The organism is Acinetobacter lwoffii, from assembly GCF_024129595.1.
Taxonomy (GTDB): Bacteria; Pseudomonadota; Gammaproteobacteria; order Pseudomonadales; family Moraxellaceae; genus Acinetobacter; species Acinetobacter lwoffii_O.
In genome coordinates, this window is record NZ_JAMXXS010000038.1 from 1 (window position 1) to 23,691 (window position 23,691).

A 23,691-nucleotide genomic window follows, 5' to 3' on the forward strand; every position below is an offset into this window, starting at 1 on the left:
TCGTTTAAATTCCCCATCATTAAATCGAGTTAAATTTTCATATTTCATGGGGCTAGTATAAACAATTTTTTACTTTCGCAAGAGATCTATTCTTCTGAATTGAGGTGGTTAAAGTCGGCATTTTCTCAATGTGTTTTGTTTGGTCATTGAGCATAACCAATATAATCACCAGTCTTTTCTTCTTTATGCAGGCGAGAGCCGAGAGAACCTAAAACCAGATAAATGCCCTCCATATGCGTTTTCCATGCCTGAATGAAAGCTTCCTTTGTCGCTGGTTTAATTTTGAAACGGTAAACCGCAATAAACATTTTAATCCTTCGAGTTATGCTTGTTTTAAAGCAAGAATTAAACCAAAGGATTAAAATAAAGAGATCTGTTTATTTTGATTTACCCAAGATAATTTCGAGAGACTTTTACATAATTCTGTGCAGAATAAGGCAAGAATGCCATTTCTTTTTCAGTGAGCGGACGTGCTTTTTTTGCCGGGCTACCAACATAGAGCCAACCACTTTCCAAAACTTTTCCAGGTGGAACTAGCGTACCTGCACCAATCATCACATCATTCGGAATGATGACATCATCCAGAATAATGCTGTTAATCCCAATTAGTACACGATTACCAATCGTACAACCATGCAATGTCACATGATGGCCAATCGTGACATCTTCACCAATGATCAAAGGCGAACCATTCGGTTTATCGGCTTTTTTATGACTGACATGCAACATGGCATGATCCTGAACATTCGAATTTTTACCAATCCGGATTGAATTAACATCACCACGAATCACGGCAAAAGGCCAGACAGAAACATTTTCAGCCAAGACCACATCGCCGACCACGATTCCCATCGGATCGATATAACACGATTTATCAATTTCTGGAGTCGTGTCTAAATAAGAACGAATGTTTTGGCTCATGGTGATCTGCTCATTAAAAGTTTAAGGATCATGTGCATAGTATAAAATAAAAAGCACCCATCTGAATGAGTGCTTTGGTCTTAGTCCGGGACTAAAACAGTTTATTTAAACTTAGAACAAGTTTGAGAAGAACTGTTTAATGTGGTCGAGCATACGTGCGAAGAAACCAGCTTCTTCAACCGCGTTTAAAGCCACCAATGGTTTTTCTGAAATTACTTTACCATCCAGAGTCGCTACGTATTTACCTACGACCTGACCAGGCTGTAAAGGTGCAGTCAGTTTAGGTTGAACCACCAGCTGGGTTTTAATCGCATTAGCCTGACCTTTTGGCATGGTCACGTTAAAGTTTTCCGCAAGACCGATCTGAACTTCATCTTCCTTACCAAACCAAACTTTGGCTTTGGCAAGTACCTGTTTGGCAGGTTGAACATTTTTGGTTTCGAAGTTTGCATAACCCCAAGCCAGCAATTCACGTGTTTGTGTCGCACGTTCCTGCATGGTTGGTGCACCAAAAATCACTGAAATCAAACGTGTAGGTCCACGTTTTGAAGAGGTGGTCAAACAATAACCAGCTTCATCAGTATGGCCAGTTTTTAAACCATCTACACTCGGGTCAGTATATAGCAGGGCATTACGGTTACCTTGCTTGATGCCATTAAAGGTAAATTCTTTTTCCGCATAAATCGGATAATATTTAGAACTGTCTTTAATGATGTGTTGTGCCAGCGTTGCCATATCTTTGGCAGTTGAATAATGACCTTCAGCCGGCATACCGGTTGAGTTCACGAAGCTGGTATTGGTCATGCCAATACGTTTAGCTTCCTGGTTCATCATATGTGCAAAGGTACCCTCGTTCCCTGCAATATGTTCAGCCATGGCTTTCGATGCATCATTCCCTGATTGAATAATAATCCCGCGAAGCATTTCAAGTGCAGTTGCCGTACCATTTAAAGGTACATACATACATGATTCCGCGCTACTGCCGCGACACCATGCTGACTCGTTCATGCGCACTTGTTCATCTTCAGTGAGTTCACCGCTCAATAGTTTTTGTTCGATGATGTAACTGGTCATCATCTTGGTCATTGAAGCAGGGGCTAATTTTTCATTTTCATTTTTTGAAGCGAGAAGTTGCCCTGTCTCGTAGTCCATTAGCACGTAGGATTTATTATTCAATTCTGGTGGTGCAGATAGGACAGTTGCTGCAAAGCTAAAACTAGGAACTAATAATAATGCAGCAAGGGCAGTTTTTTGGGTCATTTCTAGTGGGTTCCTATATCTTGATGTAAGCACGAAGAGCCTAGCATTTTAGGACAAAGCTAGGCTGACTTCTATGGGAAACCCGGTCTTATTTCAAAAGTATTGTAAGTAATCGGCTCAAATCTCGCTTAATTTTGATATGTGGTTAATTCGTCACAAATCACCTGATTTTTTTGCTTACCTGCTTTTTTGGCATCCGCTTGCGCTTCGGCCAGAATATTGCGGAAATCTTTCTGTTTTGCCATCTGATTCAAGCGTTCAACCGGCTTGTTTTGGCCCGGCATATATTCAGTCACCAGCTTGCCATAACCCTGATTAAATTGTGCCTTGTCCTTGACCATGCTTGGGCAGATTTCAGAGAGCACATAAATGGCTGCCAGTTCCTGTTTGGTCACTTGCTGAGTTGGGGTAACGTTAATGTTTTCATCGGCTGCGAATGCAGAAGTTCCCAAAAGAGTCGCGGCAGAAATTGCGCAGAATGTTAAAGCTTGGAATAATGGATTTTTCATTGAAAACTCAAAAAGAAGATTTAGAACAATAATTTGCTTAGCTTAAACTTATTTTTGCGATTGAAAAGTGGGGAAATGTAGCGAAGCTGTAGAATTATGAAGAAATCTGTAAGCAAAATAAGATGATGTGAACATCATCTTATTTTAAACAATGCTACTACTTAGCCCTCATAGTCCAGAACTTCTTCACATACTGTTTTTTGCTCGTCATCAGCAGTTTGTTTAGCACCCTGACGCGCTTCTTCAAGTAAAGATTTGTATTCACTGTCTGCCTGTAGCTTTTGATAGCTCATGCCTTTATCTGAGTAGTCTGCAAGATAAGACTGGATCAATTGTTCAACGGTGCTGTTAAATTTTGGATTTTGACCAATGATTGCCGGGCAAACTTCAGCCATAACCTGTGCTGATGCAATATCTTCTTTTACAATGGTATTGTTTTCTTCAACAGTCAGATCGTTTGCCATGACTGAAGGGGAAATAAATGCTGCCAAGCTTAAAGTGAGAGCGCTAAATAAAGAGAATTTTTTAATCATCTTGAGCCACATATTATAAAGATGGATGTCGAGCAATAAATATATATAATTCCTGCACTAATACAATGAAATGTCCTAGTCAGTCATTTTTTAGCGTAACGAGATTTTTTAGTGAATATTTTAGTTTCAAATGATGATGGGGTGTTTGCACCCGGTATTCAGGCTGTGGCGCAAGCGCTAAAGCCTTTGGGGCGAGTGGTGATTGTGGCACCGGAAAGTGAACGCAGTGGCTTTTCTAGTGCCTTAACTTTGGACCGCCCTTTACGCCCAATCCAGATTTCTCCTGATGTCTGGGCGGTTAATGGGACGCCGGCAGATTGCGTTTACTTGGCTATGAACGGGCTATTTGATTTTGAATTTGACCTGGTGGTTAGCGGGATAAATAGCGGCGCAAATCTGGGAGATGATATCTTGTATTCCGGTACAGTCGGGGCGGCCTTTGAAGGTCGTTTAACTAAACATCCTGCGATTGCCGTATCACTGAGTGGGCCGAATGTACGTGGCTATCAGCAGCCTCAGGATTATCAGTTGGCCGCCGAATGGGTGCATGATTTTATTGCGCGTGGTTTGCCTGTTCTGCCTGAGCGACATATTTTTAATATCAATATTCCAGATGTAACTGAATTGCAGGGTGAAAAAGTGACATATCAAAGTCGCCGCCGTCAGTCTAAACCGGTGACGAGTCATATAGATCCGCGTGGTCGTCAGGTATTCTGGATTGGACTCTCAGGAGAAGCAGTCGCAGACCCTAAGCCAGGATTTAACGAAATTGATTCGGACTTCTCTGCGGTCGCCAATGGCTATGTCAGTATTACCCCGATTCAGATGGATGCTACCAATTATGAGAGTCTGCGGAATTTACAAACACAATTGGCAGAAAATGCGTCCTTAGTGTTATAACTTTGTGAAAAACTCGCGATTGCAAGTATATTGCCGTAAAACTTTGCTAATCTTAACGGAATTTTGCAACCGTATAGCATTAGAGAGGAAGATAATGTTCTTGGTGTTACCGAAATGTGTCGTAGCTTCGCCTGCAACCCTGATTAAAACCCTCGTTTTATCGACCGTTGTTATTTCTACAGGAGTAATTACCGGTTGTGCCACCAAACCCCAGGTGAATAATGCAACGCGTTATGCAACAGCTCCTGATTTCTATACGGTGCGTTCAGGAGATACATTGAGTGGGATTGCAGCACGTTATGGACTGAACTATATCAGTGTCGCAGAGATGAATGATATCAGTGCGCCGTACCGGATTTATGTCGGACAATCGATCCGCCTGAAAACCCATACTACGCGCCGTAGCACCAGCACCCAAGCAGTGACTCAGGCAGCGCCAATCCAGCGTCAAACAATTGCAGTGCCTACACCGGCACCGGTGACACCAGCAACGACAGTACAAACCACACCACGCGTCAGTACATCTGCACCTGTAACACCAGTATCTACTGCAGCAGGTCTACGTTGGGTAAAACCATCGAATGGCGCGATTCTTCAGCAATACAATTTAGCTTCTAATATCAAGGGAACCCGCTATAGTGGCAATGTCGGTGATCCGGTATTTGCAGCAGCAGACGGGCAGGTAGTGTATGCCGCTGATGGCCTGAAAGAATATGGCAATCTGGTGTTGGTAAAGCATATCAATGGCTATATCACCGCTTATGCACATAACAGTAAATTGAATGTGAAAAGTGGCCAAAATGTAACGGCTGGTCAAAAAATTGCAGAAATGGGATCGACTGGTACAAACCGTACCATGCTTGAGTTTCAGGTGCGCTTAGACGGCAAACCTATTAATCCTACTGCAGTTTTACCAAACAATTAAATAAATAATGCAAAGTGTAAATTTCGCCGTATAATACAATAAGTTGCTTTTATCAAATGATGGAGCACCTCATAAGTTTAGAGGGAAATTTATGTTAGATCAACTTCGAGCAATGGGTGTCTTTGCTTGCGTTGTGGAAAAAAACTCGTTCAGCGGTGCTGCCCGTGAATTAGGGATTACGACCAGCGCCGTCAGTCAACAAATTCGCTCATTAGAACACGATATGGAAGTCGTACTTCTAAACCGTTCTACGAGAAAATTAAGTCTGACCGAAGCGGGACAAGCTTTTTTCCATAGCTGTCAAGAAATGTTATCTGCTGCTGAACGCGGTAAAGTCCGGATCAATGAGTTACGTGATGATCTCGTGGGCGAGCTGCGTATCGTTTCTTTGCCAGAATTGTGCGCGAATCATGTGATTCCTGCACTTTCTCATTGGATGGCTGCACATCGCGGCTTGGCAGTACATTTAGAAACAAACAATCATGAGGTTGATTTGTTGGATGGGCGGGTTGATATCGCCCTAAGATTTGAACAGAAAAATGATGAGCATAATCTTCAGGTTGTACCATTGATGCAGATTGAGCAAATTCTGGTGGCGACACCGAGTTATATTAATCAAAGCACCATTATTTCGAGACCTGATGATCTTAAAAATCATGAGGTCTTGCCTTTAACGCATCTTAAAAACCATCAGTATTATCATTTTCAACATGTGAATACTGCAGAAAAAGCCGAGTTTGAACTGAAATCCCGTTTCAGTACCAATAACGGTTTGGTTGCAAAATCGATGTGCTTGCAGGGCAATGGGATTGCCAAGGTTTTATATCTTGATGCTAAAAAGGATTTGCTTAACGGTACTTTAGTTGAAGTTCTGCCTGAATGGAGACTGCCGCCGATTACACTGTATGCGGTTATTCCGAAACGTGAACAACAACCGACAAAAATTCTTCGTTGTCTTGATACCTTGAAACAATATTTTAGCCAGATCTCTGGCGGACGTATGTTACAAAACGCATCATAGAATGCAGAATAATAAAAAAGCCGCTTTAGAGCGGCTTTTTTAATTTTTAGGCTAGGGCTTTATGCCAAATAAGCTTTGATCATTTTCACCAGACGTTCGATCAATTGGTCTGCCTGCTCCTGGGTAATATTCAGGGTAGGCAACAGACGAACAACATTGCCTGCAGTGACATTGATAATCATCTTGTATTCATCGCGTGCAATCGCAACCAGATCACCGCATTCTTTTGGTAATTCAATCCCGATCATCAGACCGAAACCACGTATGATGACATTTTGATCTGCCAGCTTGTTACGCAGTTGGTCAACGATGTAAGCACCTTTTTCAGCAGCATTCGCGACGATATTTTCTTTTTGCATAATATCAAGAATGGTATAGACCACACGCGAACCCAGTGCTGTACCGCTATAGGTAGAACCGTGATTTCCAGCAGTTAATACGCCGACACCACGGCCTTGGGTCATTACCGCACCAATCGGGAAACCGTTTCCTAAGCCTTTGGCTGTGGTCAGTACATCCGGAATAATATTGGTGTGCTGGTAAGCAAAATATTTACCGGTACGGCCATTACCAGTTTGCACTTCGTCCAGCATCATCAGCCAGTTGTGCTGGTTACAGATTTGACGGATTTCTTCTAAATAGCTGAAACCTTGAGGAGCAGTATTCACGCCGCCTTCACCCTGAATAGGCTCAATCAAAATCGCTACGATATCCGGGTGATTAATCGCAGCCTCTTCAATCGCTTCGATATCACCAAAAGGTACACGAATAAAACCTTCAACCAGGGGGCCAAAGCCTTCCTGAACTTTTTTATTGCCTGTAGCAGACAAGGTGGCCATGGTACGACCATGGAAAGACTGGTCAGCGACAATAATTTTTGGTGAAGCAATACCTTGCATATGACCAAATTTACGTGCAATTTTGATTGCACCTTCATTGGATTCTGCACCACTGTTTGAGAAGAATACTTCTTCCATGCCTGCAACTTCAGCCAGTTTTTGTGCGGCAGCAGTTTGCCAAGGCACTTCAAACAGGTTGCTGGTATGAATCAGGGTCGCTGCCTGTTCAGCAATCGCTTCGGCAATAACTGGATGCGCGTGTCCCAAACCACATACGGCAATGCCGGTTAATGCATCTAAATACTCTGTACCATCTTCGGTATAAAGATATGCACCTCGTCCTCGGACAAAGCTGATCGGTTGACGGCCAAAAACAGGCATCAAATGAGACGGTTGATCAGTTTGTACCGGTGCGAGGGTAATATTATTCATGACTAACTCTTAACTGTTAGGTGGAAAGAAAAACTTATATAAGCAAAAACCCGCTCAGATTTAAAGGGTAATTGTAAATAAAATTGGAATTATTGCTTTAGACATACTGTTTTGCCTGGATTTGGGTATAATGCGAGACAGATGAGTTGAGGATTTATCAATGACTGAACAAGCACGCGATACCGAAGCGTTAATTCGTGACCAAATTGCAAAACACGCAGTACTTCTTTACATGAAAGGCACACCGCAATTTCCACAATGTGGTTTTTCTGCACGTGCAGTAGAAGCACTCAGTCAAATTGGTCGTCCGTTTGCTTATGTAAACATTCTGGAAAACCAGGACATTCGCGCGATGTTACCACAAATCGCCAACTGGCCGACATTTCCACAGCTTTGGATCAATGGTGAGTTGATCGGCGGTAGTGATATCATGCTCGACATGTTCCAAAAAGGTGAATTAAAGCCTTTAGTTGAACAGTACAGCCCGGCAGTTGATGCTTAATTTTGTATTAAATTAAGTCCAGATGTGAAAAAGCGCTTCATTGAGAAGCGCTTTTTTTGTCTCTATTTTTGCTTAGGTCAAGGTCAGAGTTAATCCTCTGTCGCTGCATCCGGCTGTTCAACTGTCGAAGCATCAGCTTCAACTTCAGTTTGTGGCTCGACGATTTGCTTCTTGTCTTTTTTCTTCTTCTTTTTTTTCTTTTTCTTCGGCACTTCGACCAGTTCGGCACCATCTTCAATCGCTTGCCAATAATCCAGCTGTGCCATTACTGCGGCATAGATTGAATTTTTGCTATAGCGACCTTTTTTATCCAAGGTGCCGACAGGACGCGCCATCAGGATTTCCAGTGCCTGATCAATAGTATCAATCGCGTGAATATGGAACTGGCCTTCTTCCACAGCAATGGTGACATCTTTACGCAGCATTAGATGTTGCATATTTTGCCGTGGGATAATTACACCTTGTTTTCCGGTCAAGCCTTGTAACTTGCAAGCATCAAAGAAACCTTCAATTTTGGCATTCACACCACCTACCGGCTGTACTTGTCCCAGCTGGTTCATGGAACCGGTAATGGCCCATGACTGATCAATCGGTAACTGGCTGATGGCCGACAGTAAGGCAGAAAGTTCCGCAACAGTGGCACTGTCACCATCGACCTGACCATAACTTTGTTCAAAGGCCAGTGCAGCAGAGAAGTGTAAGGTCTGTTCACGACCAAAATGCGCTTTCAGGAAGGATGACATCAGTAACACGCCTTTGGCATGCAAAGAGCCACCAAGTTCCACACTGCGTTCGATATCCAGAATATCACCGCCACCTTGATACACCGAAGCAGTCAGTCGTGAAGGCAGACCAAATTCGACATCAGCATAATGAATGACGGACAGGGCATTGATTTGGCCCAGACGATGGCCGCGGGTTTCGATCAGTTGAGTACCACGAGTCAGATCTTGCCAATACAGTTCACGTAAATAGCCGAGACGATATTTACGGTGATCCAGTGCGGTGTTGATATGTTTTTCTGAAACCATCTTGTCACCGGCCTGGAAGGCATGATGATGTGCTTCACGGATCAGATCGCCCAGCGTCAGAGCATGTAATGACAATGAACTTTGATCTTCGGCCTGACGACTGGAATCTGTGAGCAATGCCGCCAAAGCGGAACGGTCAAAAGGCAGTAATTTATCGGATTGCACATAGTCGGCAATCAGCTGCATATAAGCCTGCTCGTTATCGTCATTACGTTGTAATGTATCGGTAAAATCAGCACGGATTTTAAAGATGCTGCCCAGCTCTGGTTCAAGCTCTAAAATTTCATAATAGATCTCAGGCTCAGCCAGCAAGATCACCTTGATATTCAGAGGAATTGAAGCAGGTTCGATTGAAATGCTGCCGGTCAGCGTGATCATATGCTCGAGCGAGGAAAGTTTTAAATGCCCCGATTTAAGCGCGCGCTTCAAGCCTTGCCATGCATACGGCTGTTCCAGCAATTGTTCCGCTTCCAGCATCAGGAAGCCACCGTTAGCCTTGTGCAAGGTACCTGGACGAATCAGGGTGAAGTCGGTGGTAATCGTGCCATTTTGGGTCAGTTGTTCCACATGACCCAAAAGGTTGTAATGCGTTGGAAAATCTTCAAAGATCACCGGTGCACCACTGTTCGGCTTATGGGTAATAATTACATTTGCCTGATAGCGGGCTGGTACGCGGCTGAATAGTGCCGGAGTGAAGTCATCTTCTTCCTGTTCCAGCACAATTTCGACATTGTTAATAATGTCTTCAGCATAATACTTCAGGTAATGTTCCAGACCTTCTACATGTTTGAATTTTGCCAGAATCTGTTCGACTCGCGGCAAGACGACCTGCTTGGCGATATCACGGTTCAGGATCTGTACGCGATCACGTGCATCATCTTCCAGATCACCCAGGTGCAAACCCAGACGTTCTAGTTTCTTGTCCATATAGCGCATATTAGTAGCCAATTCGGCCCGATCTTTGTTGCTTAAGGCATTCAGATCTTCCTGAGACATTTCCTGTAATTTGTCATCAATCAGATGCACAGGGACAAAACAGTGCTCATCATGTCGTGAGATTAGCTTCAGATCCAGTTCTGCGCCTTCTTTGGTCAGTTCGATGAGCGCCTGCTGCTGCTCATCCCCCGTTTCCTGGCGAATCATTTCAATGCGGTTGTGATAGGTCTCTGCAGTAAAACGGCGCTCAAGCTGCTTTAGAATCGTTTGCCAGCTTTGATTTAACATGGCTTGGAATTTTGGACCTTGACCTGAGGGCAGTTCTAGCGCAATCGGCTGACGCTGGTTCTGAAAGTTATTGACGTACACCCAGTCATTCGGGGTTTCCATAGTTTTGGCGTGCTGTTGCAGCAAACGCTTCACCATGGTGCGTTTTCCGAGTCCTGCTGTACCGACAGCAAAAATGTTATAGCCGGAATAAGGCAGGGCAATCCCGGCCTCAACTGAGGCGCGTGCACGATCTTGGCCCAAAAAGTTATTCAGGGGCTTGATCCGTTTGGTTGACGCAGGAATTTTTTCTAGGTTTGGAATGTGCGTCAGCTGGGTGGATGTTAACCGGGTATGGTCCAGAGTATTTTTAATTTCGCTTTGTTCAAATGCAGAGATAAGTAAATCTGAGCGGATTTTTTGTGGAGTTGTGCTGGTGTTGCTGGCAATAGAAGAATTAATTTGATCGAGTCTCTGGGTCACTGTTGAAAATCCAAAACGAAATATTACGTTGATAAGAGTTAAGGTATACAGATTTACTTGAAAAATTCAAGCCAACATGTCGCTTTTGCCAGAAAATAAAAAACCGGAAATGTGATAAATATATAAATCTTGTTGAAAGATACGCTATTACAGGATTGAATAGCAGCAATTGGTTTTTCTGCGGAAAATAATAAAGCAATGACAACACAAACGACGGGTTGGAAATCCGCATTTACAGCATTTTTAGATCGACGTGCATTGATCATGCTGTTCTTGGGATTTTCGGCTGGTGTGCCGATTCTTCTGATTTTTTCCAGTCTGTCTTTATGGTTAGGTGAGGCCGGAATCAGCAAAAGTGCAGTAACTTTCTTTAGCTGGGCCGCATTGGGCTATTCGTTTAAATTCGTCTGGGCACCGCTCATTGATGAACTGCCAGTCCCGTTTCTGACCAAGGCTCTGGGACGTCGTCGTGCCTGGTTGCTGATTGCGCAGATTCTGATTGTCTGTGCCATTTCAATTATGGCCTTTTCTGATCCGGCTTTGGGTGCAACACATTTACAGCAAATGGCGCTCGGTGCAGTCCTGCTTGGTTTCTCCGCAGCAACACAGGATATTGTGATTGATGCCTACCGGATTGAACTGGCGGAAACCCAGATGCAGACCGTATTGGCCGCCACCTATAATGCCGGTTACCGGATCGGGATGATCGTGGCCGGTGCTGGTGCCTTGTTTCTGGCAGCCTATTTAGGAACAGCCAAAGGCAATTATATTTACGATGCCTGGAAATGGACTTATCTGGCCATGGCTGCCGTCATGCTGGTCGGTATTATCACCACACTGTCCATTCGGGAGCCGCAGGTTAACCGGGTACGCAAACACTATGTGCGCAGTGATTATTTCCGTTTAGTTGCGGTGTTTTTTGTGGCGGTGATCAGTTTTGTTCTGAGCTATATCTATTCGGGCAATCTGGTGGCCAGCATCACCGAACAATTCGCCATTCAAGATACCTTTGCCTTGTTCTGTTTTGAAGCTTTGCGCTTTGTTGGCTCGGGTGCAGTGGCCTTTGCGATTGGTGCAGGCTTGGTAAAAATGGGTGCGGTTAACAAGCAGATGGCCTATGAAACCTGGGTCAATCCGGTTGCAGATTTCTTTAAGCGTTATGGCTTGAAACTTGCATTGGTGCTGTTATTGTTGATCGGTTTTTATCGGGTTTCCGATATTATTGCCGGCGTCATTTCCAATGTGTTCTATCAGGACCTGAATTTCAGTAAAGAACAGATTGCCGAGGCCGTTAAAGTCTATGGGGTGATTTTCTCTTTAGTCGGTGGTTTCCTTGGCGGGCTCTTGGCCCAGAAGATGAACATCATGAAACTGATGTTTGTCGGTGCCGTACTGGCCTGTTCTACCAACCTGATTTTTATCGGCCTGGTCAAGTCTGGTGAAAAACTGGCAGCTGTGGAAGTTAAAGCCGGTAATCAGGTTTATCAGGCAGAGACCGATGAAGTTGGTTACTGGAAGCTGGATATACCGAGTGCTGTGCTGGCGCAGAGCAAACAGCTACAAGTATCGGCTGCTTATCTGGATGGAGATGTTACTGATCAGGCCCCGGTACAGGTCAATATGCCGTATTTGACCACAGAACAGGGCAGCACCCAGTTACAGATCTTGCCGATCACCAGTGACAATAGCCTCACTGTAGCTGAACAGGACAAGACCATTGTAGTGCGCGGCCAGTATGTCGGTGAAGCACTGCAAGAAAATCAAAAGATTGTTTTGCAAATCAATGATCAGAATATTGAGGCAAAACTGGAAAGTGAAGGCGTATTTACTGCCGCGATTCCTGCACAGCAACTGATTCAGTCACCTGCACATATTATCAGTGCAGTCTTGATGCAAGATGATCAGGCACTTCAGCAAACCACGCATGTTTATCAGGTCAATGATCAGTTGGCTAGTACCCAGAATCTGGATGTCGATATTCAGCCCTTGGCAGTGGTGGATGGCAACAGTTCAGATACAGTCGAAGTCAGTGGTAAGGTAATTAAACCTTATAGCGACAAGTGGCTTTATTTTGCTATTATTGTCGACAATCTGGCTGCTGGGCTGGCTGGTGCTGCGTTTATTGCATTCTTGTCGAGCTTGACCAGTGTGTCTTTTACCGCTGTTCAATATGCGATTTTTAGCTCACTCATGACTTTGACCCCTAAGATTTTAGGCGGATATTCGGGTACTATAGTCACCAATATCGGTTATCCGAATTTCTTCCTGATGACTACTCTAATCGGGATTCCGATCCTGATTCTGGTGGTTTGGGTCGCAAAACTGCTCGGTGAACACCAACAACAATCTGTACAGAAGGATGATTAATATGCGCATGCTGCATACCATGTTACGTGTAGGCAATTTAGAACAATCTCTCAAGTTCTATACTGAAGTACTTGGCATGACTTTGCTTCGTAAGCGTGATTACGAAGAAGGCCGTTTTACCCTGGCTTTTGTCGGTTATGGCGATGAAGAGAATCACACCGTACTGGAATTGACCCATAACTGGGATACAGACAGCTATGAACTGGGCAATGCCTATGGTCATATCGCAATTGCAGTCGATGATGCTTACAAGGCGTGTGAAGAGATTAAAGCGCGTGGCGGTAATGTGGTGCGTGAAGCTGGCCCAATGAAAGGTGGCGTGACTGTAATTGCATTTGTTGAAGATCCAGATGGCTACAAGATCGAGCTGATCCAGCAAGACAACAATGCACGTAATAACTAAGTGTGACGTAGCGAGATATATGAAATGCATTCATGTATAGATGAAAATATTACATCAATCTGAGTGCATAGCATGGGCCCGGCATCTGTTAAGATAGCCGGGCATTTTTATATCAAACAATAAAATCTGAGGGATTATAGGGATATGCTTAAGTTCTTGGCATTGGATCGGTTTACGATACTGTTGTTTGTGATGGTTTTGCTGGCCAGTGTGCTGCCAGTTTCGGGGCAGGCGGCTGAAGTCTTTGGCTGGGTGACGACAGGAGCGATTGCCATCCTGTTTTTCCTGCACGGCGCCAAACTGTCTCGTGAAGCTGTGGTGCAAGGCATTATGCACTGGAAATTGCATACTTTGGTTTTTGCGCTAACTTTTGCTTTGTTTCCAATACTTGGGCTTTTGGCCAAGCCGATTTTATTACCCATGCTCGGACAGGAACTATATTGGGGCTTCCTGTTTATGTGTTTCTTGCCCTCCACTGTGCAGTCCTCGATCGCCTTTACTTCAGTGGCTCATGGCAATGTCGCCGGGGCAGTATGTAGTGCCTCTTTTTCCAATCTGATCGGTATGTTTATTACCCCGCTATTGGTAGCATTTTTTATTCTCGGTCAATCTGAACATGGTTTTGATCCGACTTCATCGATTACCCAGATTACACTGCTGCTCTTGGTGCCGTTTATTTTAGGACAGATTCTGCGTCCCTGGATCTATCCGCAAATGATGAAAATGCCAAAAATCGTTAAGGTTTTTGATCAAGGTTCGATTTTACTGGTGGTGTATGGCGCTTTTAGTAGCGCCGTAGTGGCCGGGCTGTGGAATGAAGTGAGCTTGAGTACCTTGTTGTTGCTATTGCTGGCTTGCTCGGTGTTACTCACCATTGTGATGTTATTATCACTTTATATTCCACGCTGGCTGGGCTTTAGCCGCGCTGACCAAAAAACGGCATTCTTTTGTGGTTCCAAGAAAACCTTGGCCAGTGGAGTGCCGATAGCGCAAATTTTATTTATTGGCCAGCCGCTGGGCATGATTGTCCTGCCGATCATGATTTTTCATCAGATTCAGTTAATGGTCTGCGGGATTATTGCCAATCTGTGGGCCAAAGAGAGTGAATCAGAAGCTGAAGAATAATTCGCATATTGAATTCGTTTCACGTATAATAATGCCCACTTGTTGTGCTTAGCTCTGACGGTATCCGTCTCGGTGGGCCAAAAGAATGGTCTGTTGTGGTGTTGATCTGCATGAACGATGTTCCTGCTTCCTCATTTGAGAGTGATCAATAGCGATGACAGCTAAACCTTCTTGAATCTAATGGAGTAATCGACGATGCGCGCCGATATTCACCCAAAATATGAAACTTTAGTTGCTACTTGTTCATGTGGTAACGTAATCGAAACTCGTTCAGCTCTTGGTAAAGAAACTCTTTATCTAGACGTATGTTCAGCTTGCCACCCATTCTACACTGGTAAGCAAAAGAACGTTGACACTGGCGGTCGTATCGACAAGTTCAAACAACGTTTTGCTGGTATGTCACGTTCTGTTAAACGTTAATACCCAAAATGAAAAAACGGGCTTTAAGCCCGTTTTTTTTGTGCCTGCAATTTAGAAAATTATCATTCGATTTCCTAAATGCACAGGTTTGTACAAGATCTTAGTGATCTTGTACATCAATCAAATGATCAAGTTTTTTCTGGAAATAATTCCCCTGAATAAAGCGGGCATCGACATTCCAGGCATTCGCGAACAGTGTCATATCATTTAATTCACGGATCAGAATATTGAGTGGCTTGATTTCATTGTAGCTGGTAATTTTTTCCTGTAGTTGCTCAATCTCGGTATCTTTATTGAGCATATTGGTTAAGTTTGAATGTAAGCTGACACCATCCAGTTCAAGTTCGCGCAGTAAATTTTGACTGTACATGGATTGACCAAAATCACGCAGTGCAATCAGTGCGCCATGTTCATACAGCACGCGTAGATATTTTTGTGCATCTTGTTGATTCAGTAAAATATCTTCTTCTGAGAATTGCAAGATTAGCGGATGCTTCACTTTACTGCGAATAATCGTAATCAGCTTGGAAATAAATTCCGGGAAGGTGCGGTCTTTAAATAGTACGGCACGGTTCAAATTGACAATTAAGCTTGCATCAGGATACTGGGTAATAAAGTTGTGTAGCTGTTTACTGGCTTCAACCAGAATCCAGCGATCCAGTTTAATGGACAGTTCATCATCTTCATGAAGTTCTAAAAGGCTAGAAATATCCTGCCATTTATTCTCAAAAATAAAGCCACTGGTCACTTCATAGGTATATAAACGCGTATCTTCTTTATCATAGAGTTGCTGATACTTTAAATGAATCTCACCACGTTCCAGACATTCACTTAAGGCTTTCAAAATAGAAGGTGTAGCGCTAGGAATAGACGTGACTGCTGGACTGACGGCTGCCAATGTTGGGCTGGCAACTGGTGTTTCAGCAACACTGAAGTCTATACTCGGCATATCTAAAGAGCTTGGACTGCTCAGTGAGGCAGGAATATCAAGTTTAAATTCAGGTACAGCTTCTGCTTGAGGCAAAGATGTAGAGAATGCTTGTCCAATCAGCGTATTGCAGTGCATTTCATCCTGTAAACCCTGTTCAAGCATGACATAGCCTAAGCGCAAATTTAGAGGGAATGACTTTTGTCCCACTGTAATGAGTTGCGGTTTGCTTAAGGCATTTAAACTGATCAGTTTGGATTCAAGAATTGCTTTAGAGTCTGCCTGAAACAGACCGACAACGACATCATATTCCAGTTTAAACAGGGGAATATGGGTCTGTTCCTTGAGGAATTCTTTGACTGCATCAAAGTACCCATTAAAAGTGGCCCAGTCAGATTGTAGAACTTCCGGGTCATATGCACTTAAAGAGAAAGTGACTAAGGCATTCACCGGTGCAGACTGCTTGTTCAGTTCACGTTTAAGTGACTGAAAAACGCTTGGTTTTCCAGGAGTTTTCTCGGAAGAAACCGTTTGAGATTGAGTATCAATGCTAATTTGTACTGCATCTTCTTCAGCAGTTGAAGGCAAGAATTCCAGTTTTAATGGGTTAGATGCGGACACATGCGGATTCAAAGACTCGATCTCGACCCGACCTAAATCAAACTGACCCTGAGAAATCTTTTTGAAACGCGTTTTAAAATCATTCAAATCTGAAGGCTGGAGCAGATCTAGCAAAGGTAGACCAATAATCTCATCTTCATTTTGCAAGCCAAACAGTTTCAGGTAGTCCGCATTGGCCTGAATATGAATCCCTTCCTGAATGGTGGCGACAGCACGGTTGCTGTCATCTACCAAAGATTGTGCCTGAATTTGAGCTGTTTCCAGCTCAGTCATTAAATGTTGCTGAGACTGCGACAAACGGCTAAATGACAATGCTCGAACCAGTCCCACATAAAAGCGTTCCAGGTAGTCAAAATTGAGAATGTCATATACCCCTTTACGGATATATTGCGCATATTGTTCAGCCTGGTAATCATCCGGTTTAAGCAAAATCATCGGCAGATTAGGCTGCTGCGAAAGGCGTACCAGACTTAAGGCCTGTTCATATTTCAGGTCGTAGGCACGTCCAAAAATAATCAGATCCCAGTTGAAATTTAATTGTTTTTCAAAAGATTGCAGATCATCCAGCAGAACAGCATCCACCTGATAATCATGACTGGTCAGCAGATCACGGATTTGGTTATATCTAATTTGATTATCATCAATAATCAGTAAACGTGTTTCAGTACGTTTTAACTTTTTAGACAATAATGGATTTCTCACTTCAATGCTTCCCATAAATCGTGATTTCTGCTTTCATTCATGTGCTGATCGATAAAGTTTTCGATCATCTCTTCTTCCTGATCATTCAATAATTCATAATCAAAACGGATGAAACTCTGCGTAATCAATTGTGCTTTGGTTAGATAGATTTTGAGTTCTTCCTGACCGAGACGTAAATGAATCGTTTGTTTTTCCCTAAACATCTGGGAGCCAGACACGATGAGACTGGTCGAAACCTGATCCAGTTGCGTCATTTTCACCAAGAGTGCAGGTTGATAATTGACATGGTGACGTTCAGTACGGGCATAGGCCGCACAAGGAAAGAGTTCTTGTGCCAGAATTTCCAGCCCGATTTCCAGGCTCTTGTCAGTGGACTGCTTGATCCAGCGAATCACACCGCCACGCCACTGGCTCTGGGTTTTTTCCTGAACCAGAATAAATTCACCAGTTTTTAAATTGGCAGGCGTAACACCAGTCCATTTAATCCGGTAACCATTGACACTGATATCCAGAACTTCAGCGCTATGAATCTGTTTTGTTTCACGATCAAGCGCCTTGATGCTGCTAAAGGCACTTGGAATTGTATTTTCCATCGAGCTGACAAAACTGCTTTCGCTCTGGAAATTATAATGGGCATCGAGTTCCAGGGTTTCGTTGAAGTTTCTACCTTTAGACAGGTAAAAATGCGCCACGCTTAAGCCAAAGCAGATATTGATCTGTGCTGAATATTCATAACGTTCATGACGACGCTCGACATTGTTCGAGAGCAGATTGTAGATATGAAAATGCAGTGCAGGGGTCAGGAACAGTTTTTCATTCCGCGACAGATACTGGGCATTTTTACTTTGAGTGCCCGTTAAATGATCCATCAGATTCTGGGTAGAAATATAGAAGCTCGGCTGAAACTGTGGCTCTTGATGGGTATTAAAGATCGGTGGATGATCTTTACTGGCATCGACGACATAACGGGACAGCGTAGTTTCCTTCGGCAGGATCTGTACCAGTTTGGCCCAGTCAAAACTGCATAGATACAGGCCCTGAATTTCTGCAGGACGGATCTGATGAGTATTGAAGATATCCAGTAAAATCAGCTGTGCATAGGCATGCGCAATATTCTGGATTTCATGCTGAGTACCTAATACCTGATTGATATTGCTTTGATAGAAATTGTTGTCTATTGCACATTCAAGCAGTTGATGGGCAGCCAGCCATTGCCCCAGACCTGGCGTGCTATACAGCATATGCTGTTGATATAACAGAAGTGTGAGTTGTTGCAGGGCATAATAAATCGATACCATCCGGGCAGTTTGAATGCTCTTCTTTTTGCCTAGAGAAAATAGCGAAAACTTCTGATGCGTCAGCTGATGATTACAGCGTTTGACGATATCAATATAAATTTTGGCAAAATGACTGCGCAACAGCATGGCCAGCTCAATAATCTGGTCATTCCGGTCGGAAGTGATCAGGCCCTGATTGACGAAATGCTTTTCCAGACTGGTCAGGACATTTTCAAGGGTGGGATGCAAGACCTGAATCAGGTCAAAGCGCAGGGTTTCTGTACATTTCAGCTCAGAAACTTCCAATAAGGCATTAAACAGGGATTTGGATGAATTCCCCAGCTGTAGAATCGAAATCCCCGCAACCCATTCCTGCAAAGCCTTGGCAGTGGTTGGACAAAAGCTCAACTGCTCTCGTTTAAGTTCCGTCGGTGTCTGAAAAATGTCTGAAGTATGCGTGCTCATCTTTATTATTTAACTCAAAAATGTTGAAACCCCAAAAAGCGGTGTCTTATTCTTCTCGCCCGCTATTTCTCGAACCAGTTTAGGAACCAAATACCCCGGCAGGTTCGCTAAAACTTCTGTATAAATCTCATTAATATGGTCAGGCGCTAAATCAAAATGATGCGCACCTTTTACTTTATCAAGTACATGTAAATAATAAGGCATGACCCCGGCATCAAACAAGCGATAGCTTAAATCTACTAAAACCTGAGCAGAATCATTCACCCCGTTTAATAAAACCGCCTGATTCAGAACGGTGATCTGCTGTTGAACCAGTTGGTTTAAACGCTTGCAAGTGAAGTCATCCAGCTCCGATGCATGGTTTGAGTGTACCACCAGAATAATACGTAGCCTACTGTTTTTTAACATGCTAAGTAGCTCTTCGTCGACTCGGTTGGGGATCACAATAGGAACTCGTGAATGTATTCTTAAGAATTTGAGATGTGATACTGATTCTAATCGTTCAATCCAGGTTTTTAATTTCCGGTTCGATAAGGTTAGTGGATCACCGCCACTCAGAATCACTTCATTAATATCAGGCTGGCTTTCCAGATATTGCTTGATATTTATCCAGTCTTCATTTTTAGGCAGATTTTCCTGATAGGGGAAATGCCGGCGGAAACAATAACGGCAATGTACAGCACAGGCACCAGTCAGTGTCAGCAAGAAACGGGATTTATATTTGTGCAGTACGCCGGGTTGCTGATTGGCCTGTTCTTCGCCCAAGGGGTCGGTAACAAATCCTGGATGTTCTTCCAGTTCCAGATGATGGGGCAGCACTTGTAAAAGCAATGGGTCTAAAGGGTTTCCGGTCTGCATTTTGCCCACAAAAGCACGTGGTACGCGCAGTTTAAACTGTTCAGAAGCTAAAATGGCGCCTGAGAGAAGCTGTTCAGGTGCGAGTTGCAGCACTTCAAGCAGTTCGCGTGGATCAGTGATCAGGTCGCTGAGCTGTGATTGCCAGTTTTGTTCTTGATATAAATAGTTCGTCATGCCGGAAGATTAACAATAATAAGTGAGAGGACAAAGCCTGATGGGCACAGTTTAACAGTTTGTGCGGAAGCGCAATAATCCACTGCGCTATAAAATAAAGAGTGATTAAGCTATGCTGATCTTCGTGCTCGCCTGATGGTATTTTAACGTTGAGCAAGACATGAATAAACAAAGGATTTTCATGTCTGATTGTAACTTAAACAGCCTGAGTGGGTGAAAGCGGATTTTTTCATTGCGGCAAAGTGTATTGCTCATTTAGAATACGCAACATCAAATGAATGTGCATGTGGCAACTCAATGTTCGTGTCAGACTTGCTAAATGACATCGCAACAGCCCATAGCATCAATAGATTAAAGTTAGTAAGTTTGGAGTGCGCCAGTCATGGCCTATTATTCTACGAATGATTTCAAGTCAGGCCTTAAGGTTATGCTTGATGGCAACCCATGTTCAATCATGGAAAACGAATACGTAAAACCAGGTAAAGGCCAAGCTTTTAACCGCGTAAAATTACGTAACCTTAAATCAGGTAAAGTTCTGGAAAAAACTTTCAAATCAGGCGAGAACCTAGAAGCGGCTGATATCGTTGAAGTAGAAATGGAATACTTGTACAACGATGGCGAAATGTGGAACTTCATGGATCCTGTTACCTTTGAACAGATCGCAGCTGATAAAACAGCAATGAGCGATGCTGCAAAATGGTTAAAAGACGATTCAAATGAAAAATGTACCATCATGTTGTTCAATGGCGTGCCTTTAAACGTGACTCCACCGAACTTCGTCGTACTTAAAATCGTTGAAACTGATCCAGGTGTTCGTGGTGATACTTCTGGCGGTGGCGGTAAGCCAGCGAAACTTGAAACAGGTGCTGTGGTACGTGTTCCATTATTCGTACAGCAAGAAGAAAGCGTTCGTGTAGATACCCGTACTGGTGATTATTTAGAACGTGCATAATGGTTTGAAAATAGACTATTATCGAGAGGGATGATTTAAATCATCCCTTTTTTTATGCCAAAGTCTTAGAGGAAAAGCGAAAGAACAGGCGTAAAGTCGCAAGGGAAAACAGCAGTACCTCGAACAACAACAATCACGCTGATTTGTATGCATCACAATATGAGGGATTGAATGGAAACTTTACAAAAGAAGTCGACGCTGACTTCGAAAATGATTTGGCTTTTGGTAGCCATTGTGGGTGCAGTCTCTTTTGGAGTTCTAGCACTGAGTCGGGGTGAGCATGTCAATGCAGTCTGGCTGGTACTTGCCGCCGCCTGTGTCTATAGCATTGCTTACCGTTTCTACAGTTTGTTTATCGCCACCAAAGTATTTGAGCTGAATGAACGCCGTTTAACGCCTGCGCATCGTCTGGCCGATGGTCTGGACTATGTGCCGACCAACAAAAGCGTTCTGTTTGGCCATCACTTTGCAGCGATTGCCGGTGCAGGTCCTTTAGTCGGTCCGATCTTGGCAGCACAAATGGGCTATTTACCCGGTACGATCTGGCTGTTAGTCGGTGTGGTGCTTGCCGGTGCAGTCCAGGATTTTCTGGTACTGTTTATTTCCACCCGTCGTGACGGTCGATCACTCGGTGAGATGGCCAAGCAGGAACTCGGAACCTTTGCCGGTATTATCGTGATGCTCGGTGCCTTGGGCGTGATGATCATCATTCTGGCAGTATTGGCGCTAGTCGTTGTTAAAGCACTGACTAACAGTCCATGGGGTGTATTCAGTATTGCAGCCACCATTCCGATTGCGATCTTTATGGGCATCTACATGCGTTTTATCCGCCCGGGTAAAATTGCTGAAGTCTCGATTATTGGTTTTGTCTTGATGATGCTGGGCATTATCTACGGTGAAAACATCGCACAACATCCATATTGGGGTCCGTTCTTTACGCTTTCTGGCACTGAACTCACTTGGGCACTGATCATTTATGGTTTCATTGCATCGGTACTGCCAGTCTGGCTATTGCTTGCTCCACGTGATTATCTGTCGACCTTCCTGAAAATTGGCGTGATTGCAGGTTTGGCCGTGGGTATCCTGTTTGCCATGCCTGAAATGAAACTGCCAGCGATTACCAAATTCATTGATGGGACTGGTCCTGTATTCGCAGGTTCTATGTTCCCATTCCTGTTCATTACTATTGCGTGTGGTGCGATTTCCGGTTTCCATGCCTTGGTTTCTTCAGGGACGACACCGAAACTGGTCAACAACGAACGCGATATCCGTATGATCGGTTATGGCGGTATGTTGATGGAATCTTTTGTAGCGATCATGGCTTTGATCTGTGCTGCAATTCTGGATCCAGGAATTTATTTTGCGATTAACTCACCAGCAGCCTTGCTCGGTACTACCGCAGAAAGCGCAGCAGAAGCAGTGCGAACCCTTGGTTTTGTGGTAACCCCTGAAGCCTTGAATTTACTGGCACAGGAAGTGGGTGAGAACTCGATTCTGTCGCGTACTGGTGGTGCGCCAACTTTTGCAATTGGTATGGCGCATATCATCACCGAAATTTTCAACAGTCGTGAAATGATGGCGTTCTGGTATCACTTTGCGATTTTGTTTGAAGCACTATTCATCCTGACTGCTGTAGATGCGGGTACGCGTGCCTGTCGTTTCATGGTGCAGGATACTGTCGGTATTGTGATTCCAGCAGTAAAACAATCACATAATTTCTTCGGAAACCTGTTGGGTACTGCGGTTGCAGTGGCAGGCTGGGGCTTCTTCGTCTATCAGGGCGTAGTCGATCCACTCGGCGGGATTAACAGTTTATGGCCGCTGTTTGGTATTGGTAACCAGATTTTGGCTGCGATGGCGCTCATTCTTGGTACTGTCATTCTGTTCAAGATGAAAAAACAGAAATATGTGTGGGTGACAATTATCCCGACAGTGTTCCTGTTCATCACTTCCATGACAGCAGGCTGGCAAAAGATTTTCCACGAAAATCCAAAGATTGGTTTCTTGGCGCAGGCAGATCGTTTCAACACGGCGATTGCCAATAATGAAATCCTAGCGCCAGCGAAAACTGTGGCAGAAATGCAGACGGTAGCGATGTCGAACCAGATTAATGCTGCACTCTGTGCTTTTTTTATGATTGTAGCCTTTGTCATGTTGTTTGCTGCAATTCGCGTTATCCGTCGTGCATTGGCAAATCCTGAGCCATCTGTACATGAAGCAGAAGCGATTTATCGCGATCCTGAAGAGATTCAGCCAGCGAAAGGTCATTAAGGGGAATATTATGAATCTGAAGTTTGCCAAAAGCGGGAAAACGATGATTTATAAAATCATCAAAATGACCGTGATGTCACAAAAGGATTTAATCCTGAATCCGAAAAACTGGTCGCGGATTGCGACCTTGTGGCAACGTTTGCAGCAAAGTTTCCGTCTGATGGTCGGTGTACCTGATTACCAGACCTATGTGGAGCATATGCGCAAGCATCATCCCGATCTGGAAGCCATGGACCCGAAAACATTTTATCGTCACTGTGTGGATTCCCGTTATCCATCTGCGGGCGGTGATATGAAGAAGTGTCCGTGTTAATCATTAATTCATAGCAAGCGCCTTTCGGGGCGCTTTTTTTTATCGTTAAAAATTAATATGAGGAATAGACGATCGCGTTAAATCTGAGGTCATTGATTGAGCTAGCGTAGAAAAGTTTTATTATAAAAATCCATGAAATCGCTTAAGTCTCTATACCTTTTAAGTATAGACCTCTTTCATAAATCATTTTTTACTCAGCTCCAAGTTATAAATTCCAGCAATTAGATTGAATCTCAAACCGAGTCTTTTAGCTCTA

At 43.8% G+C, this 23,691-nt stretch carries 21 protein-coding genes; 11 read left to right on the forward strand and 10 right to left on the reverse strand.

What is annotated here, in order from left to right; all coding sequences use genetic code 11:
- Positions 1-143: 143 nt before the first annotated feature.
- The 5 genes from NI466_RS13475 to NI466_RS13495 form a co-directional block, all read right to left on the reverse strand.
- The gene (locus NI466_RS13475) at positions 144-308 is read right to left on the reverse strand and encodes a hypothetical protein (RefSeq protein ID WP_247144156.1); all 165 of its coding nucleotides are present in this window, start codon (positions 306-308) and stop codon (positions 144-146) included.
- 79 nt (positions 309-387) lie between these two features.
- Positions 388-921: a gamma carbonic anhydrase family protein gene (locus tag NI466_RS13480; RefSeq protein ID WP_253100375.1), complete on the reverse strand. Its 534-nt coding sequence runs from the start codon at positions 919-921 to the stop codon at positions 388-390.
- Positions 922-1,032: 111 nt separating this feature from the next.
- Positions 1,033-2,181, reverse strand: coding sequence for a D-alanyl-D-alanine carboxypeptidase PBP5/6 (gene dacC / locus NI466_RS13485; RefSeq protein WP_004279731.1), 1,149 nt, complete (start codon positions 2,179-2,181; stop codon positions 1,033-1,035).
- 128 nt (positions 2,182-2,309) lie between these two features.
- Positions 2,310-2,690 carry an MCR_0457 family protein gene (locus NI466_RS13490; protein ID WP_253173834.1) on the reverse strand — a complete coding sequence of 127 codons (381 nt, stop codon included), beginning with the start codon at positions 2,688-2,690 and terminating at the stop codon, positions 2,310-2,312.
- Between the two features lie 161 nt (positions 2,691-2,851).
- Complete coding sequence (locus NI466_RS13495; RefSeq protein ID WP_253173835.1) at positions 2,852-3,223, reverse strand: MCR_0457 family protein; 372 nt, start codon at positions 3,221-3,223, stop codon at positions 2,852-2,854.
- Positions 3,224-3,334: 111 nt separating this feature from the next.
- Between NI466_RS13495 and surE the strand changes: the two genes are divergently transcribed.
- The 3 genes from surE to NI466_RS13510 all read left to right on the forward strand — a co-directional run bounded on the left by surE (position 3,335) and on the right by NI466_RS13510 (position 6,069).
- On the forward strand, positions 3,335-4,123 hold the full coding sequence (gene surE, locus NI466_RS13500; protein ID WP_253173836.1) for a 5'/3'-nucleotidase SurE: 789 nt from the start codon (positions 3,335-3,337) through the stop codon (positions 4,121-4,123).
- Between the two features lie 94 nt (positions 4,124-4,217).
- Complete coding sequence (locus tag NI466_RS13505; RefSeq protein WP_004279735.1) at positions 4,218-5,048, forward strand: peptidoglycan DD-metalloendopeptidase family protein; 831 nt, start codon at positions 4,218-4,220, stop codon at positions 5,046-5,048.
- Between the two features lie 91 nt (positions 5,049-5,139).
- Positions 5,140-6,069, forward strand: coding sequence for a LysR family transcriptional regulator (locus tag NI466_RS13510; RefSeq protein ID WP_044112899.1), 930 nt, complete (start codon positions 5,140-5,142; stop codon positions 6,067-6,069).
- Between the two features lie 59 nt (positions 6,070-6,128).
- Here NI466_RS13510 and NI466_RS13515 read toward each other — a convergent pair whose 3' ends face one another.
- Positions 6,129-7,340, reverse strand: coding sequence for an aspartate aminotransferase family protein (locus NI466_RS13515; protein ID WP_253173837.1), 1,212 nt, complete (start codon positions 7,338-7,340; stop codon positions 6,129-6,131).
- A 160-nt stretch (positions 7,341-7,500) separates the two neighbouring features.
- On the opposite strand from NI466_RS13515, the gene grxD reads away from it, so the two are divergent.
- Complete coding sequence (gene grxD / locus NI466_RS13520; protein ID WP_005104579.1) at positions 7,501-7,842, forward strand: Grx4 family monothiol glutaredoxin; 342 nt, start codon at positions 7,501-7,503, stop codon at positions 7,840-7,842.
- 89 nt (positions 7,843-7,931) lie between these two features.
- On the opposite strand, the gene NI466_RS13525 is transcribed toward grxD, so the two are convergent.
- A complete protein-coding gene (locus tag NI466_RS13525; protein WP_435575025.1) occupies positions 7,932-10,559 on the reverse strand; it encodes a Lon protease family protein in 2,628 nt (875 codons plus the stop codon).
- 198 nt (positions 10,560-10,757) lie between these two features.
- Between NI466_RS13525 and NI466_RS13530 the strand changes: the two genes are divergently transcribed.
- The 4 genes from NI466_RS13530 (at position 10,758) to rpmE (ending at position 14,874) form a co-directional block, all read left to right on the forward strand.
- Positions 10,758-12,926 (forward strand): AmpG family muropeptide MFS transporter, encoded by a 2,169-nt coding sequence (locus tag NI466_RS13530; protein WP_253173838.1) that lies wholly within the window; start codon positions 10,758-10,760, stop codon positions 12,924-12,926.
- Between the two features lies 1 nt (position 12,927).
- Entirely contained in the window at positions 12,928-13,329 is a 402-nt protein-coding gene (gloA, locus tag NI466_RS13535) for a lactoylglutathione lyase (RefSeq protein WP_004279741.1), read from the forward strand.
- A 144-nt stretch (positions 13,330-13,473) separates the two neighbouring features.
- Positions 13,474-14,454: a bile acid:sodium symporter family protein gene (locus tag NI466_RS13540; protein WP_253173839.1), complete on the forward strand. Its 981-nt coding sequence runs from the start codon at positions 13,474-13,476 to the stop codon at positions 14,452-14,454.
- A gap of 195 nt (positions 14,455-14,649) precedes the next feature.
- Positions 14,650-14,874: a 50S ribosomal protein L31 gene (gene rpmE, locus NI466_RS13545; RefSeq protein ID WP_004279743.1), complete on the forward strand. Its 225-nt coding sequence runs from the start codon at positions 14,650-14,652 to the stop codon at positions 14,872-14,874.
- A gap of 100 nt (positions 14,875-14,974) precedes the next feature.
- Here the strand turns inward: rpmE and NI466_RS13550 are convergent, their stop codons facing one another.
- From NI466_RS13550 to epmB, 3 genes are read right to left on the reverse strand one after another with little or no spacing between them, the layout of a single operon-like run.
- Positions 14,975-17,140, reverse strand: coding sequence for an EAL domain-containing protein (locus tag NI466_RS13550; RefSeq protein ID WP_253173840.1), 2,166 nt, complete (start codon positions 17,138-17,140; stop codon positions 14,975-14,977).
- Complete coding sequence (locus NI466_RS13555) at positions 17,122-18,867, reverse strand: cyclic-di-GMP receptor FimW-related protein (protein ID WP_253173841.1); 1,746 nt, start codon at positions 18,865-18,867, stop codon at positions 17,122-17,124. Before NI466_RS13555 ends, NI466_RS13550 begins: the two co-directional genes overlap by 19 nt.
- 9 nt (positions 18,868-18,876) lie before the next feature.
- Positions 18,877-19,899 carry an EF-P beta-lysylation protein EpmB gene (gene epmB, locus NI466_RS13560; RefSeq protein ID WP_253173842.1) on the reverse strand — a complete coding sequence of 341 codons (1,023 nt, stop codon included), beginning with the start codon at positions 19,897-19,899 and terminating at the stop codon, positions 18,877-18,879.
- Between the two features lie 382 nt (positions 19,900-20,281).
- On the opposite strand from epmB, the gene efp reads away from it, so the two are divergent.
- From efp to NI466_RS13575, 3 genes are all read left to right on the forward strand, one after another.
- Entirely contained in the window at positions 20,282-20,851 is a 570-nt protein-coding gene (gene efp / locus NI466_RS13565; RefSeq protein ID WP_004279747.1) for an elongation factor P, read from the forward strand.
- Positions 20,852-21,022: 171 nt separating this feature from the next.
- Positions 21,023-23,122 (forward strand): carbon starvation CstA family protein, encoded by a 2,100-nt coding sequence (locus NI466_RS13570; protein WP_004279748.1) that lies wholly within the window; start codon positions 21,023-21,025, stop codon positions 23,120-23,122.
- A gap of 7 nt (positions 23,123-23,129) precedes the next feature.
- On the forward strand, positions 23,130-23,435 hold the full coding sequence (locus NI466_RS13575; protein ID WP_171054308.1) for a YbdD/YjiX family protein: 306 nt from the start codon (positions 23,130-23,132) through the stop codon (positions 23,433-23,435).
- Positions 23,436-23,691: the final 256 nt, after the last annotated feature.